Consider the following 14,695-nt stretch of genomic DNA (forward strand, 5'->3'; position numbering starts at 1 on the left):
ATTGTGCTAAACGGTATCGGGGGCTGTAATGGACAGTGACACCCCTTGGTCAACCCCTGACGGAAAGCCGTTCCATGAAAGCACTGTACAAGTCCGGCCCCCACGCGGGTTTTGAGTTGGTCGAGCGCCCCGAGCCGGTGACCGGTCTCCGCGACGTGAAGATCAAGGTGGCCACCACCGGGCTGTGCGGCACCGACCTGCACATCCAGGCCTGGGATGCGTGGGCGGCCGAATCCATCAACGCCCCCTTGATCCCCGGCCACGAATTCTACGGCGAAGTGGTGGAGGTCGGCGCCGACGTCCACGACGTCATGGTGGGGGACAAGGTCTCCGGCGAAGGCCACGTGGTGTGCGGGATGTGCCGCAATTGCCGGGCCGGGCGCCGCCACATGTGCATCAACACCGTCTCGGTCGGCGTGCAGCGCGACGGCGCGTTTGCCGAATACGTGGTGATCCCGCAGTCCAATGTGTGGGTGCACCACGACCCCTCCGTCACCCCGGAGCTGGGCGCCATCTTCGACCCGCTGGGCAACGCCGTCCACACCGCCTTGAGCTACGCCCTGGTCGGGGAGGACGTGCTGATCACCGGCGCGGGTCCCATCGGCCTGATGGCGGTGGCCGTGGCCCGCCACGCCGGCGCCCGCAAGATCGCCATCACCGACGTCTCCGAGCCCCGCCTGGCCATGGCCGCCGGCATGGGCGCCGACCTGGCCGTGAACGTGGCCACCACCCGGCTGCGCGAGGCCCAACGGGAGCTGGGCATGCGCGAGGGATTCGACGTCGGACTGGAAATGTCCGGCCACCCGACGGCGCTGCCGGAGATGATCGACAACATGAACCACGGCGGGCGCATCGCCATGCTCGGGCTGCCCAGCGCGCCCATCGACATCAATTGGGGCAAGGTGGTCACCCACATGCTCACACTCAAGGGCATCTACGGCCGCGAAATGTTTGAGACCTGGTACGCCATGAGCGCCATGCTGTCCTCCAACCCGGTGCTGCGTGCCGCCGTCGCCGGCGTCGTCACGGACAAGCTGCCCGCCACCGACTGGGAACAGGCCTTTGAGATCGCCCGCTCCGGCCGCGGCGGCAAGGTCGTCCTGGACTGGACCGTCTTCTCCTAAGTCTTGCCTCGCCACACCCTAAGGAGCCTTTGTGTATACCGCCCTGAAAGACCAGCTCACCACCGAACTGGCCGAAATCCGTGCCGCCGGCCTGTTCAAGACCGAGCGGATCATCGCCTCGGCCCAGTCCAGCCATGTGCAGGCCGGGCCCCTGGACGGGGCCACCGCGCCCGTGCTGAACTTTTGCGCCAACAACTACCTGGGGCTGGCCGACCACCCGCAGATCATCGCGGCAGCCAAGGCGGCCATGGACGACCGCGGCTTCGGCATGGCCAGCGTCCGCTTCATCTGCGGGACCCAGGATTTGCATCTGGCCCTGGAGGCAAAGGTGTCGGAGTTCCTGGGCACGGAGGACACCATCCTCTTCTCCTCCTGCTTTGACGCCAACGGCGGCGTGTTTGAGTCGCTGTTCGGCCCGGAGGACGCCATCATCTCCGACGCCCTGAACCACGCCTCCATCATCGACGGGATCCGGCTGTCCAAGGCCGCCCGGTTCCGCTACGCCAACCAGGACATGGCCGACCTGGAAGCCCAGCTGCGGGCCGCGGCCGCCCTGAACGACGGCGCCGGCGCCCGCCGCACGATCGTCGTCACCGACGGCGTGTTCTCCATGGACGGGTTCCTGGCCCCGCTGGAGGCCATCTGCGAGCTGGCCGAAAAATACGGGGCCCTGGTGATGGTGGACGACTCCCACGCGGTCGGCTTCATGGGCGCCACCGGGGCCGGCACCCCCGAGCACGCCGGCGTCGGCCACCGGGTTGACATCTACACCGGCACCTTCGGCAAGGCGCTGGGCGGGGCGTCCGGCGGCTACGTCTCCGGCCGCGGCGAGATCGTGGCCATGCTGCGCCAAAAGGCCCGCCCCTACCTGTTCTCCAACTCCCTCGCCCCCGCCATAGTGGCGGCCACGCTGAAGGCGCTGGAGCTGGTGGCCGGCTCCGGCGAGCTGCGCACCACGCTTTTTGAGAACGCCGCCCTGTTCCGCCGGCGGATGACGGAGGAGGGCTTCGATCTGCTCCCGGGCGAGCACGCCATCGTCCCGGTCATGTTCGGCGACGCCGTGGAGGCCGCGCGCATCGCCGATGAAATGCTGGCGCACGGCGTGTATGTCACCGCGTTCAGTTTCCCCGTGGTGCCGCGCGGCGCCGCCCGCATCCGGGTCCAGCTCTCCGCCGCGCACAGCCCGGACGACGTCGAAACGTGCGTGCGGGCGTTTGTCGCCGCCCGCGGGGCAACGCCCGGCGCCTGATCCGCGCCGCGGCCGGTCTAGTCTTGCTCAGCCGGTCTTGGTCAGCTGGCCGCGCCGGAGGCGAGCACGCCCACGCCCAGGGCGGTGATGATGCCGCTGCTGGCCCGCTCCAGGGTGCTGCTGACCTTGGGCCGGCGCAGCCACTTCATCGCCTTGAACGCCACGACCGCCACCACCGTCAAGTACACGAACGCGATGACCGCCTCGATCGACCCCAGGATCATCGCCGTGCCCAGGGTGTTGCCGCCGTGCGGGATGAACTGCGGCACGACGGCCAGGTAGAACAAGCCCACCTTGGGGTTGAGCAGGGTCGACAGGGCGCCGGCGCCAAAACCCGCCCACCGGCTGTAGGGCAGCGTGGCGCTGCCGTCAGGGTCCGCGGCAACGCCCGCCTTGGCGGCCTTGCGGGTCTTCAGGAACGAGGACACCCCGAGATACACGAGGTAGATGCCGCCGGCAATCTTCAGCCAGCGGAACACCTCGGCCGACTGTTCCAGGACGGCGGCCAGCCCCACGCCCACCAGCCCCGCCCACAGGATGGCGGCAGCCGCCGAGCCCGCCGCGGCGGCCACGCCGGCACCGGCCCGGTTCAAGGCGATGCGCAGCACCAAGAAGGTGTCCGGTCCGGGAGTGACGGAGAGCAGCAGGCACAGGCCGGCAAAGGCCAGCAGGGAGAGGACGGTCATGGCTTGAATTATCTACCCGGCGTGCCGGGCCGGGCAATGGGGTGTGATCCGGCCGACACCGCGCGCCGGCCCGCATCAGGGCGCGAGTGCCACGTCCCGATGGGTGGCGATCGAGGAATGTTGCTGCGGATACGTCAAATTACTGAAGTACAAGTTGGTGTGGGCCACGATTTGTTCCCCGGTCACCGCAACGCCCCCAAAGACGGTGTCTTGCGTGGTGTGGCAGTCGCTGACCAGCACAAAATCGTAGCCCTCGATGGCGGCGCGATGGGCGGTGCTGCGCACGCAGTAGTCGGACTGGGCGCCGGAGAGCACCAGCCGGCCCACGTTCAGCCGTGCCAGTTCGGCCGCCAGGCGGGTCCCGGCAAAGGCGTCCCGGTAGGTCTTGGGGATCAGCACGTCACCGGGTCGGGCAGCGAGGGCGCCGACCAGCTCCCAGCCGGATGACCCGCGCGGCAGGGTGGAATCTTCGTGCTGGATAAAGATCACCGGGACCTGCGCCCGGCGGGCCCGGGCAATCAGCGTCGCGGTCCGCGCGAGCACGCCGTCGCGGTCGAAACACTCTGCCACAACATCGTTTTGGAGGTCGATGACCAGCAACGCGGTGCCGGGGCGTTCACTCACTTCACTCATGTCCCCAGTATTCCACCGGCCGGGCCCGGGCCAGCGTCTGCCATCCCGGACGCTACCGCCGCCCGGGCGGCCAGCCCGGCCCGCCGGCGTCGTACGCTGGGGGCATGAGTGAACTGATCACGAACATCGGCGAGTTGATGACACAGGACCGCGAGCAGGGGACCCGGCGCAATGCGGCCGTGGTCCTGGAGGGGGAGCGGATCGCGTGGATCGGCGACGCCGTGCACGCGCCGGCCGCGGACACCGTCACCGACGCGGAGGGGCGGGCCCTGCTGCCCGGCTGGGTGGATTCCCACACGCACCTCGTCTTTGCCGGCGACCGGACGGTCGAATTCGAGGCGCGCATGGCCGGGGAAAGCTACACGGCCGGCGGGATCGCCGTTTCCGTCAACGCCACCCGCGCCACCAGCGATTTTGACCTGACGCGCATGGCGCTCGGGCGCGTGGCGGAGGCCGTTGCGCAGGGCACCACGTATCTGGAGACCAAGACCGGCTACGGCCTGGACGTGGCCAATGAGGCCCGCAGCGCCAGGATCGCCGCCACCATCGCCGACGAGGTCACCTACCTGGGCGCCCACCTCGTGCCGGCCGGCGTTGATCCCGAGGAATACACGGAGCTGGTCTGCGGCGAGATGCTCTCCGCCGTGCGGCCGTACGCGCGCTGGGCCGACGTGTTTTGCGAGACCGGCGCGTTCACGGCCGAGCAGTCCCGCCGCGTGCTCACCGCCTGCCGCGAGGCCGGGCTGGGCCTGCGCGTGCACGGCAACCAGCTGGGCCCGGGCGCCGGCGTGGCGCTCGCCGTGGAAATGGGGGCGGCCAGCGTGGACCACGTCAACTTCCTGGCGGACGACGACGTCGACCTCCTGGCGCAGTCGTGGACGGGCTGGGATGCGGGTGCCGATCAGCCCTCACGCGGCGGCGTGCGCGGCACCGTCGCGACCGTGCTCCCGGCCTGCGACCTCTCCACCCGGCAGCCCCTGGCGCCGGCCCGGCGGCTCCTGGACGCGGGCGTGCAGGTGGCGATCGCCTCCAATTGCAACCCGGGCACCTCCTACACCTCCTCGATGGCGTACTGCGTGACCACCGCCGTGCTGCAGATGGGGCTCAGCGTGCACGAGGCCGTCCGCGCCGCCACCTACGGGGGAGCCCTGGCCCTGCACCGGGAAACCGGGCGGGACGAGGACGGGCACCGCGCCGTCGGGTCCATCGCCGTCGGGCATCGGGCGGACCTGCACCTGCTCAAGGCGCCCTCCGCCACGCACCTGGCCTACCGCCCCGGCATTCCCCTCACCGCCGCCGTCTGGCGTGCCGGGACCCGGGCGGCGTAGGACTCCCGCGGCCAAGGCAAGCGCCCGGAAAGACTGACCCGCAATACATGTCGAAAATAAGCGAAATCGGGGCCCAAATCGACAGTTATTGCGGGTCAGTTCCCGATTGAGGGCCCCTTGAGGGCCGCGGGCCGACGGTTCGGCCCATCCCGAGGAGCGAAGATGATTATTTGAACATAGTTATGATCAACTTTGATCATAGGGCTGGTAGAGTGGCGGACATACTATGGATACGCCGCCGGTCCCGCGTCCGAGCAGGGCCGGCACGAAAGAAGAAGGCACAGCATGAGTGAAGCCGCCGGCGCCCTGGGCGCCCACATGGACGCCGAACTGACCAGCCAGCCCGAGGTGTGGGCGCGGGCCATCGCCCAGGCCCGGTCCGAGCACCTGCTGCCGGCCGACGGGCAGCGCGTGGCCGTCATCGGCTGCGGCACGTCCTGGTTCATGGCGCAAAGCTACGCCGCCGCCCGCGAATCCGCCGGCAAGGGCGTCACCGACGCGTTCGCGGCCTCGGAGGCCTTCTTGGGGGCCGGGCGCGGCTACGACGCCGTCATCGCCATCACCCGCTCCGGCACCACCACCGAGGTGCTGGAGGTGCTCACGGCCCTCAAGGGCGCCGTGCGGACTGTTGCCCTGGTGGGCGACACGTCCTCGCCGATCATGACCTTGGCCGACGCCGTCGTCGCACTGCCCTACGCGGACGAGAAGTCCGTGGTGCAGACCCGCTTCGCCACCACGGCCCTGGCCTACCTGCTGACCAGCGTGGGCATGGATCTCTCCGCCGCCGTCGCGGATGCCGGGGCGGCCGTGGCGGACCCGGTGGAGCCGGCGCTCATCGACGCCGAGCAGTTCACGTTCCTGGGCACCGGCTGGACGGTCGGGCTCGCACACGAGGCGGGGCTGAAGATGCGCGAGGCCGTGCAGGGCTGGACGGAGTCCTACCCGGCCAAGGAATACCGCCACGGGCCCATCTCCATCGCCGCCCCGAACCGGGTCACCTGGATGTTTGGCGAGCAGCCCGCGGGCCTGGATGCGGACGTGGCCAGGACCGGCGCCCGGTACCTGAACCTGGACATGCATCCGCTGGCCCAGCTGGCGCGCGTGCACCGCGTCACCCTGGAACGCGCCCGCGCCCGCGGCATGAACCCGGACCTGCCGCGCAACCTGACCCGCTCCGTCATCCTGGCCGATCCCGCCCAGGGCTAGGACCGGTGGCCATCGTGGGAGGCTCGCCCTCCGGCGCCGTCCTCGCGTTTGACGTGGGCGGCACCGATTTGAAGGTGGGGATCGTCGTGGGCGGGCCGCGGGACCCCGGCGCCGGGGTCGAAGACGGTGCCGAAGCTGGAGGCGTCCGGATCCAGGACCTGCAGCGCCACCCCACGCCGCTGGACGGCGAACGCTCCGGCGATTCCGTGTGCGCCCGCATCGTCGAGCTGGCCCGTGACTACCGCCGCCGGCACCCGCAACTGGACTTTTCCGCCATTGGGGTGACCGTGCCGGGGATCGTGGACGAGGACGCCGGGGTGGGCGTGTATTCGGCGAACCTGGGCTGGCGGAACTACGCCTTCACGGCAACGCTGACCGGCGCGCTGGGCCTGCCGGTGGCGTTTGGGCACGACGTCGCCCTGGCCGGCCTGGCCGAATTCCAGATCGGGGCCGCCGTGGGGCGCAGGGACGTGGTCGTGCTGGTGATCGGCACGGGCATCGCGGGGGCCGTCATGTGTGACGGCCGGCGCGTCTCCGGGGCCGGCTATGCCGGGGAAATCGGCCACGCGCTGGTTCCCGCTCCGGACGGCTCGTTGCAGATCCTGGAGTCCGTGGCCTCCGCCGGCGCCGTGGCGCGGCGCTACGCGGCGGCGTCCGGGCAGGCCGTCCCCGGTGCGCGGGAGGTCCTGGAGCTGGCCCGGGCCGGGGACCCGGCGGCGCAGCGAATCTGGGCGGAGGCCGTGGATGCCCTCGCGTTCAGCGTGGCGCAATGCGTCGCCGTGCTGGGCACCGACACGGTCGTCCTGGGCGGCGGCCTGTCCATGGCGGGGCCCGACCTGTTCGAGCCGCTGGCCGCGCGCGTGGACCGGCTGCTCACCTTTCAGCGCCGCCCCGAATTCGTGCACGCCGCGCTGGGGGAGAACGCCGGGCTGATCGGCTCGGCCCTGAAGGCGCGCGCGCTGGTGGCCGCGGCGGCCGGGGCGGCAGGGGCCGCAACCGCCGCGGCGGCCGGCGGATGAGCGGGGCCCAGGGGGTCCTGACCGTGACCGCCAACCCCGCCGTGGACCTGACCTACCTGGTCGACGGCGTTCGGCTGGGGCAGTCCCACCGCGTCCCTGCACCGCTGGCCCGGGCCGGCGGCAAGGGCCTGAACGTCTCCCGCGTGGCGCACCAGCTGGGCTACCCCACGCTGGCCGTGGCGACGGCGGGCGGCGGCTCCGGCGAGCAGTTCCGGGCCGAGCTGCTCGCCTCGGGCATCCCGCACCACCTGGTGCCGGTACCCTCGGACACGCGGCGGACCATCACCCTGGTCGACACCGTCAGCGGCGAAACAAGCATCTTCAACGAGGCCGGCCCCGCGCTCGACGCCGCGACCTGGCAGGCACTGGCGGCCGCCGTCGTCGACCACCTGGCCGGGGTCCAGACGGCGGCCGGCACCAGCAGGCCCGGGGTGCTGGTGGGCTCCGGCTCGCTGCCGGCCAACGCGCCCGCCGACTTTTACCCGGCCCTGGTGGCGCTGGCGCACCATGCCGGCGTCCCGGCCGTCATCGATACGTCCGGCCCCGGCATCCTGGCCGCCGCCCGGGCCGGCGCCGACCTGCTCAAGCCCAACCACCACGAGCTCCGGGAGGCCCTCGGGGCGACCGACCTGGTGGCGGCCGCCCGCCAGCTCCTGGGCCTGGGCGCCCGGCGCGTGCTGGTCAGCGTCGGCGAGGAGGGCATGCTCGCCTTCGACGCCGACACCCCCGGCTACCTGCGGGCCCGGCTGCCGGCCCCGCTGCGCGGCAACCCGACCGGCGCGGGCGACGCGGCGGTGAGCGCGGCCGCCGTCGCACTGGCCCACGGCATCGGTGACCTGCGCGAGATCCTGCGCCGCGCCGCGGCCTGGAGCGCCGCGGCGGTCCTCATGCCCGGCGCMGGGGAAATCTCGCCGCGGCACGCCGAACTGGCCGATCAACTCATCATCACCAACCACGAAGGAATTTGTCATGGCATTGGTTAGCACCGGCGAGCTCATGGGCCTGGCCGCACGCGCCGGCACCGGGCAGGGCGCCTTCAACGTCATCCACCTGGAGACCCTCGAGGGCCTCATCGGCGGCGCGGAGGCGGCCGGACTGCCCGTGATCTTGCAGATCTCGCAGAACTGCGCGGCGTATCACGGCGGCCTGGAGCCCGTGGCGCTGGCCACGCTGGCCGCCGCCCGCGCCGCCTCCGTGCCCGTTGCCGTGCACCTGGACCACGCCGAGGACGAGGCCCTGGCGTACCAGGCCGTGGACCTGGGCCTTGGCTCCGTCATGTACGACGGCGCCCGCCTCGAGTATGCGCACAACGTGGCCGCGACGGCGCGCGTGGCGGCCTACGCCCACGCGCGCGGCGTCTACGTTGAGGCCGAGCTCGGCACCGTGGGCGGCAAGGACGGGGCGCATGCCCCGGGCGTGCTGACCGACCCGGCCGAGGCCGCCGCCTTCGTGGCCGCCACCGGCGTCGACGCGCTGGCCGTGGCCGTTGGGTCCTCCCACGCCATGACCGAACGCAGCGCCGCGCTGAACCTGGGCCGCATTGCCGAGCTCAAGGCCGCCCTGGACGTCCCGCTCGTGCTGCACGGCTCCTCCGGCGTCTCGGATGAGGCCCTCGTGGCCGCCATCGCCGCCGGCATGACCAAGATCAACGTCTCCACGCACCTGAACGGCTTCTTCACCCGGGCCGTGCGCGAGTACCTGGCCGCCAACCCCGCCGTGGTGGATTCGCGCACCTACCTGGGCGCGGGCCGGGCGGCCCTCATGCCCGAGGCGCGACGACTGCTAAGTTTGTTTGCGGGCGCCGCTTGAGGACAAGCGGCGCCGACGTCTGCAGGGGAGAGGTTTCATGAACCGCACGGAACGGCTCACGGCGATCCTGGACATCCTGGCCGCCGACGGCCAAGTGGAGGTGGATGAGATCGTCTCCACCCTGGGCGTGTCCCCGGCGACGGCCCGGCGCGACCTGGACTCGTTGGCAAATGAACGGCTGCTGACCCGCACGCGCGGCGGCGCTACGTCCGGCTCCGTCTCCTACGACCTCCCGGGCCGCTACAACCGGGACGACCACGCCGTCCAGAAGCAGCAGATCGCCCTCGCCGCCAGCAACCTCATCCCCAAGGGTGCCGTGATCGGGCTGTGCGGGGGCACCACCAGCACGGCCCTGGCCCAGGTCCTCTCGACCCGGGAGGACCTGATGGAGCACTCCAACCGGCCCACCCTGACCGTGGTCACCAACGCCATCAACATTGCCGCGCAACTGGCCATCCGGCCGAACTTCAAGATCATGGTCACCGGCGGCATCGTCAATCCGCGCTCCTATGAACTGGTGGGCCCGTATGCGGACTCCATCTTGCAAAAGGTCGCCCTCGACTTCGCGTTCATCGGCGTCAACGGGATCGAGCCCGGCATCGGCCCCACCATCAACGACGAAGGCGAGGCCTCCGTGAACTCCCGCATGGCCCGCCGCGCCTCCGAGGCCTACATCCTGGCCGACTCCTCCAAGATCGGCCTGCGCGCGTTCGCCACCATGGAGGACTACCGTTTCCACAAGGTGATCACCGACGCCGGCATCACCGCCGCCCAGCTGGAGGCATTCCGCGGCTCCGGCACGGAAGTCATCGTCGCCCCGGCCGCCTGAGCCCACCCGCCGGCACCGCCCCATGCGCAGCTGACCCGCAATAGATGTCGAAAATGCGCTCGAATTGCCCTTTTTTCGACATCTATTGCGGGTCAGTCGACGAGGAGGCGTCCAGGACCGTCGTGCCCGGGTCGGCGGGCGCCCACTGCTCGAAGGCCGTGTCCAGGGCATACCCGCCGCCCCGCGCCACCAGCGTGCGGACCTCGGCGTTGCCCGGGTTGTTCAGCGACTCGAAGTACTCCACGGACCAGTGGAACCAGCGCATGCAAAACAGCCGCATGGTCAGCCCGTGCGTCACCAGGAGCGTGTTGGGTGCGTAGTCGTCCCTGGCCCAGTGCCGGTACAGGGTTTCCATGAATGACGAGACGCGGTCGTACACGTCGGAGCCGGATTCGCCCTCGCGGAAGCGGTAGAAGAAATGCCCGTACGCGTTGCGGAGCTCCTTTTGGTCGGCGATTTCCGCCGGATTTTGGAAATTGGCCCAGTCCTGTTCGCGCAGCCGGGGCTCCTCCATGGTCTGCTCGACCAGGTCTCCGAGGTCCAGGGCCTCCAGCGTTTGGTAGGCCCGCAGGTACGGCGAGACGTAGACGCACACCTTTTGGCCGTCCAGCTGGCGGCGGATCTTCTCGCCGGCGGCCCGCGCCTGGTCCCTGCCGTCCTTCGTCAACGGGATCCGATAGTCGGGGATGCGGTCGTAGATGCTCTGGTCCAGGTTGGCCGCCGACTGTCCGTGTCGGATCATCAGGATCTGGCGAGGGGCGCTCATACCGACGAGCTTAGGCCCGCTTTCGGCACAATCGGGGCAACTGCGGGCATGATTACGTACATGAGTGATGCCGCGCCCCCCAATGCCCAGCCCGACGGCGGCCCGTCCGCCCCAGGGGGGACGCCCGGCGTCGCCCGCCACGGGCAGGGCACCGTATCCCGGCGCCGGCTGATCCTGGAGGTGCTGCTGGTGCTGGGGCTCTCCCTGGGGCAGTCGGCGGTGTATTCCCTCGTGCAGCTGCTCGATAAGATGTCCCGGGCCCCCTTGGCACAGGGCACATCCACGCTGAACGCGGTGCGCAGCAATCGCGAGTACTTTGATTTGACCTACCAGGTGCTGGACATCTTCTTCGCCCTGATGCCCGTGTTCTTGGTGTTCTTCCTGTTGGCCGCACCGGGGACGTCGGTCTTCCGGCGGATCGGCTTGGACTGGCGCCACCCCGTCCGCGACGGGCTCGGCGCCCTGGGCCTGCTGGTGGTCATCGGGGTGCCCTCGCTGGGGCTGTACGCGGCGGGCCGGGCGCTGGGCATCACCACGGAAATCATCCCGAACGCGCTCCACCAGTACTGGTGGACCATTCCGGTGCTGGTCCTGTCGGCCATCCGCCACGGTGTGGTGGAGGAAGTCATCATGGTGGGGTACCTGCTGGACCGGCTGGAACGGATCGGCCTGGCCCCCATCGCGGCCATCCTTGCCAGCTCCCTGCTCCGGGGCAGCTACCACCTGTACCAGGGATTTGGCCCATTCATCGGCAATTTCCTGCTGGGCCTGCTGTTTTGCTGGGTCTATAAGAAGTGCGGCCGGGTGGCCCCGCTGGTGGTGGCGCACGCGCTGGTCGACATCGCCGCATTCACGCTCGGTCCGGCGCTCGGGTTCGGCTGACGCGGCGGGCGACCCTGGGCCCCCACACAACAGGGCGCCCAAATGGCCGCGGCACCCGACCCGCAAGGGTGGGTGCCGCGGCGTGTGCGTTACCTAGATGGTGACGATGCCGTGGGCCGTTTCAAAGGTCACGCTCATGATCCCCGGCGTGCCCCGGGGTGCGATCCATTCGACCGCGACGTCTTCAAGCGGCGCTTCCACCGGTTCGCCCAGCCACTCGGTGACGCGTTCGGCGCTGCCGGCGATGGTCAGGGACGCCAGCCGGACGGTGGAGGGACGGGCCAGCGAGGGATGAAGGGCGGGGTCGCCCTCCCACTTGAGCATGTACGGCACCTGGGGGTCGGCGATCAGGCCCCGGATGCCGATCTGCTGCCACACGAGTTCCTGGCCGTCGGGGAACTTGCGGTTGCCGGGGACGGCGCTGCGGCCCAGGCGTTCCTCGAAGGGGGACAGATCGTCCACGGCGACGCACCAGCCCATCCAGCCGCCGCCGGCCTGGGAGCGGGCCCGCACGGCCTGACCGAACGGGGCCTTGTCCGACGCGGGGTGGTCAAGGACCTCCACGACCTCCAAATAATGGTGGTCCAGGAGGGGAATGATCATATTGCGGGTGCCGAAGCGCGGATGAACTCCACCGCGCACTGCATCGACCCCGAGGGCGGAAGCGATTCGCTCCGTGGTGGCAGCCAAACCATCTGATTCACAGGCGTAAGAAACATGATCCATGCGCATGCCTTCATCTTGGCACTTTGTGATCCGGCTCTCGACTTAGCATGGCCTAACTCAGGTGGGATGTCTGATCGCCGCCGCCGCGGCCGCCGGGTGCGGCAGAATTGGGGGGTGACTGCTTCCTCTCCCGCCCCCACGCCCCTTGCCCTGCCCGACGCCGCCACGGTGGAGGCGCGCATCGCCCGCGCCATCGCCGCCGAGTTGGGCGTGCGCCCGGCACAGGTGACCGCCGCCGTCCGGCTGATGGACGACGGCGCCAGCGTCCCGTTCATCGCCCGGTACCGCAAGGAGGTGACCGGCACCCTTGACGACGCCCAGCTGCGCGAGCTTGACGAGCGGCTGCGCTACCTGCGCGAACTCGAGGCGCGCCGGGGCACCGTGCTTGAATCCATCCACGGCGCGGGGAAGCTGACCGCCGCCCTGCGCGCCGCCGTTGAGACGGCCGGAACCAAATCGGAGCTGGAGGATTTGTACCTGCCGTACAAGTCCACCCGGAAGACGAAGGCCGACGCCGCCCGGGAGGCCGGGCTGGAACCACTCCTGGACGCGCTGCTGGCGAACCCGGCCCAGGCGCCGGCCGTCGCGGCCGACGCCTTCCTGAACGCCGGCCGGGGCATCGGCTCCGCGGACGACGCGCTGGCCGGGGCCCGCGCCATCCTCATCGAGCGGGCCGGCCAGGATGCCGCCCTGGTGGGCGAGCTGCGCGAACGCCTCTGGAAGACCGGGCGGCTGCGCTCGCAGGTCAAGGCCGGCCGGGCCGAGCCAGGGGAAAAGTTCCAGGACTACTTCGACTTTGCCCAACCGCTCCACACGCTGCCCAGCCACCGCGTGCTGGCCCTGCTGCGCGGGGAGAAGGAAGGGGTGCTGGCGCTGGAGGTGTCCGAGGCGGACACCCGCGACGCCGACGCCCACGCCCGGGCCCGGGCGGCCTTCGAAAACGCCGTGGCGCGGTCGCTGGGCATCGCCGAATCCGGCCGCCCCGCGGACACCTGGCTGATGACCGGTGCGCGACTGGCCTGGCGCACCCGCATCCTGACCCGGCTGGCCGTGGACCTGCGCGTACGCCTCTTCCACGCCGCCGAGGAGGAATCGGTGCGCGTTTTTGCCGCCAACCTGCGCGACGTGCTGCTCGCCGCCCCGGCGGGCAACCGGGCCACGCTGGGCCTGGACCCGGGCCTGCGCACCGGCGTCAAGGTGGCCGTGGTGGACGGCACCGGCAAGGTCACCGCCACGGACACGATCTATCCGCACGCCCCGGCCCGGCGCTGGCGGGAAGCCCTGGCCACCCTGGTGGAGCTGTGCACCACGCACCGGGTGGAGCTGGTGGCGATCGGCAACGGCACCGCCAGCCGCGAAACGGACAAGCTGGCCGCGGAACTGCTGGCCGAACTCAAGCGCACCCACCCGGACCGGACGGTCGCCAAGGTGGTGGTGTCCGAGGCCGGCGCGTCCATCTACTCCGCCTCCGCCCTGGCCGGCGCCGAGCTGCCCGGGATGGACGTCTCCTTGCGCGGGGCGGTCTCCATCGCCCGCCGCCTGCAGGACCCGCTGGCCGAACTGGTGAAGATCGACCCCAAATCCATCGGGGTGGGCCAGTACCAGCACGACCTCACCCCGGCCAAGCTGGAACGCTCCTTGGGCGCCGTCGTGGAGGACTGCGTGAACGCCGTGGGCGTGGACCTGAACACCGCCTCCCCGGCGCTGCTCGCTCGGGTCGCGGGCGTGGGCCCGCTGCTGAGCGAGAACATCGTGGCCCATCGCAACGAGCACGGCCCGTTCGGGCGGCGGCACGAGCTGCTCAAGGTGGCACGCCTGGGTCCCAAGGCGTTTGAACAGTGCGCCGGCTTCCTGCGCATCACCGGGGGGACGGAGCCCCTGGACGGCTCCAGCGTGCACCCCGAGGCGTACGCGGTGGCGCGGCGGATCCTCGCCGCCGTCGGTGCCGGGGCGGCCACCATCGCCGGCGGCGTGCGCGCCGTCGCGGGCGTCAACCCGCATGACTTCGTCGATGACACCTTCGGGCTGCCGACCATCAAGGACATCGTGGCCGAACTTCAAAAGCCCGGCCGCGATCCCCGCCCCCGTTTCGAAACGGCCGCCTTCACCGAAGGCATTGAGAAGATCACGGACCTGCGCCCCGGCATGATCCTGGAGGGTACGGTCTCCAATGTGGCCGCCTTTGGCGCCTTCGTGGACATTGGCGTGCACCAGGACGGGCTGGTCCACGTCTCCGCCATGAGTGCCTCGTTTGTCGCGGACCCGCGCCAGGTGGTCCGGTCCGGCCAGGTGGTGCGGGTGAAGGTCCTGGAGGTGGCGCCCGAACGCAAGCGGATCTCCCTCACCCTGCGCCTGGACGATGAGGCCGGGCCCGGGGCGGCGGGGGCGCCCGCACGCACCGCGCCGCGGCCGGCGGCCGCCCCGGGCGGGAACGGCGG

The 14,695-nt window shown here is 70.7% G+C and carries 14 protein-coding genes; 10 read left to right on the top strand and 4 right to left on the bottom strand.

The window, feature by feature from the left end:
* Positions 1-74 precede the first annotated feature (74 nt).
* Together tdh and AB4Y80_RS12345 are read left to right on the top strand one after the other, a co-directional pair.
* Positions 75-1,124, top strand: a complete 1,050-nt coding sequence (tdh, locus tag AB4Y80_RS12340) for an L-threonine 3-dehydrogenase (protein WP_442214486.1) — start codon at positions 75-77, stop codon at positions 1,122-1,124.
* A 31-nt stretch (positions 1,125-1,155) separates the two neighbouring features.
* Positions 1,156-2,373 (top strand): glycine C-acetyltransferase, encoded by a 1,218-nt coding sequence (locus AB4Y80_RS12345; protein ID WP_442214487.1) that lies wholly within the window; start codon positions 1,156-1,158, stop codon positions 2,371-2,373.
* 41 nt (positions 2,374-2,414) lie between these two features.
* On the opposite strand, the gene AB4Y80_RS12350 is transcribed toward AB4Y80_RS12345, so the two are convergent.
* Positions 2,415-3,059, bottom strand: a complete 645-nt coding sequence (locus tag AB4Y80_RS12350; protein ID WP_442214489.1) for a LysE family translocator — start codon at positions 3,057-3,059, stop codon at positions 2,415-2,417.
* 75 nt (positions 3,060-3,134) lie between these two features.
* Entirely contained in the window at positions 3,135-3,692 is a 558-nt protein-coding gene (locus AB4Y80_RS12355) for a cysteine hydrolase family protein (RefSeq protein ID WP_442214490.1), read from the bottom strand.
* A 104-nt stretch (positions 3,693-3,796) separates the two neighbouring features.
* Between AB4Y80_RS12355 and AB4Y80_RS12360 the strand changes: the two genes are divergently transcribed.
* The 6 genes from AB4Y80_RS12360 (at position 3,797) to AB4Y80_RS12385 (ending at position 9,883) form a co-directional block, all read left to right on the top strand.
* Positions 3,797-5,020, top strand: coding sequence for an amidohydrolase family protein (locus AB4Y80_RS12360; protein WP_442214491.1), 1,224 nt, complete (start codon positions 3,797-3,799; stop codon positions 5,018-5,020).
* Positions 5,021-5,305: 285 nt separating this feature from the next.
* Positions 5,306-6,226: an SIS domain-containing protein gene (locus AB4Y80_RS12365; RefSeq protein ID WP_442214492.1), complete on the top strand. Its 921-nt coding sequence runs from the start codon at positions 5,306-5,308 to the stop codon at positions 6,224-6,226.
* Positions 6,227-6,231: 5 nt separating this feature from the next.
* Positions 6,232-7,245: an ROK family protein gene (locus AB4Y80_RS12370; protein ID WP_442214493.1), complete on the top strand. Its 1,014-nt coding sequence runs from the start codon at positions 6,232-6,234 to the stop codon at positions 7,243-7,245.
* A complete protein-coding gene (locus AB4Y80_RS12375) occupies positions 7,242-8,228 on the top strand; it encodes a 1-phosphofructokinase family hexose kinase (protein ID WP_442214494.1) in 987 nt (328 codons plus the stop codon). Before AB4Y80_RS12370 ends, AB4Y80_RS12375 begins: the two co-directional genes overlap by 4 nt.
* Positions 8,215-9,054 carry a class II fructose-bisphosphate aldolase gene (locus AB4Y80_RS12380; RefSeq protein WP_442214495.1) on the top strand — a complete coding sequence of 280 codons (840 nt, stop codon included), beginning with the start codon at positions 8,215-8,217 and terminating at the stop codon, positions 9,052-9,054. The genes AB4Y80_RS12375 and AB4Y80_RS12380 overlap by 14 nt, the downstream gene beginning before the upstream one ends.
* A gap of 37 nt (positions 9,055-9,091) precedes the next feature.
* The gene (locus tag AB4Y80_RS12385; RefSeq protein ID WP_442214496.1) at positions 9,092-9,883 is read left to right on the top strand and encodes a DeoR/GlpR family DNA-binding transcription regulator; all 792 of its coding nucleotides are present in this window, start codon (positions 9,092-9,094) and stop codon (positions 9,881-9,883) included.
* A gap of 82 nt (positions 9,884-9,965) precedes the next feature.
* Here AB4Y80_RS12385 and AB4Y80_RS12390 read toward each other — a convergent pair whose 3' ends face one another.
* The gene (locus AB4Y80_RS12390) at positions 9,966-10,649 is read right to left on the bottom strand and encodes a histidine phosphatase family protein (protein ID WP_442214497.1); all 684 of its coding nucleotides are present in this window, start codon (positions 10,647-10,649) and stop codon (positions 9,966-9,968) included.
* Positions 10,650-10,709: 60 nt separating this feature from the next.
* On the opposite strand from AB4Y80_RS12390, the gene AB4Y80_RS12395 reads away from it, so the two are divergent.
* Positions 10,710-11,531 (top strand): CPBP family intramembrane glutamic endopeptidase, encoded by an 822-nt coding sequence (locus AB4Y80_RS12395; protein ID WP_442214498.1) that lies wholly within the window; start codon positions 10,710-10,712, stop codon positions 11,529-11,531.
* Between the two features lie 93 nt (positions 11,532-11,624).
* On the opposite strand, the gene AB4Y80_RS12400 is transcribed toward AB4Y80_RS12395, so the two are convergent.
* Positions 11,625-12,263, bottom strand: coding sequence for a VOC family protein (locus AB4Y80_RS12400; protein ID WP_442214499.1), 639 nt, complete (start codon positions 12,261-12,263; stop codon positions 11,625-11,627).
* 108 nt (positions 12,264-12,371) lie between these two features.
* On the opposite strand from AB4Y80_RS12400, the gene AB4Y80_RS12405 reads away from it, so the two are divergent.
* The coding region (locus AB4Y80_RS12405; protein ID WP_442214501.1) for a Tex family protein at positions 12,372-14,695 on the top strand (2,324 nt) is incomplete at its 3' end.

The organism is Specibacter sp. RAF43, assembly GCF_052114065.1.
In the GTDB taxonomy this organism is placed as follows: Bacteria; Actinomycetota; Actinomycetes; order Actinomycetales; family Micrococcaceae; genus Specibacter.

Bases quoted from the DNA above. Each gene is read 5' to 3' on its own strand.
- tdh (WP_442214486.1), top strand. From the start codon at position 75: ATGAAAGCACTGTACAAGTCCGGCCCCCACGCGGGTTTTGAGTTGGTC.
- AB4Y80_RS12350 (WP_442214489.1), bottom strand. From the start codon at position 3,059: ATGACCGTCCTCTCCCTGCTGGCCTTTGCCGGCCTGTGCCTGCTGCTC.
- AB4Y80_RS12355 (WP_442214490.1), bottom strand. From the start codon at position 3,692: ATGAGTGAAGTGAGTGAACGCCCCGGCACCGCGTTGCTGGTCATCGAC.
- AB4Y80_RS12360 (WP_442214491.1), top strand. From the start codon at position 3,797: ATGAGTGAACTGATCACGAACATCGGCGAGTTGATGACACAGGACCGC.
- AB4Y80_RS12365 (WP_442214492.1), top strand. From the start codon at position 5,306: ATGAGTGAAGCCGCCGGCGCCCTGGGCGCCCACATGGACGCCGAACTG.
- AB4Y80_RS12380 (WP_442214495.1), top strand. From the start codon at position 8,215: ATGGCATTGGTTAGCACCGGCGAGCTCATGGGCCTGGCCGCACGCGCC.
- AB4Y80_RS12385 (WP_442214496.1), top strand. From the start codon at position 9,092: ATGAACCGCACGGAACGGCTCACGGCGATCCTGGACATCCTGGCCGCC.
- AB4Y80_RS12390 (WP_442214497.1), bottom strand. From the start codon at position 10,649: ATGAGCGCCCCTCGCCAGATCCTGATGATCCGACACGGACAGTCGGCG.
- AB4Y80_RS12395 (WP_442214498.1), top strand. From the start codon at position 10,710: ATGAGTGATGCCGCGCCCCCCAATGCCCAGCCCGACGGCGGCCCGTCC.
- AB4Y80_RS12400 (WP_442214499.1), bottom strand. From the start codon at position 12,263: ATGCGCATGGATCATGTTTCTTACGCCTGTGAATCAGATGGTTTGGCT.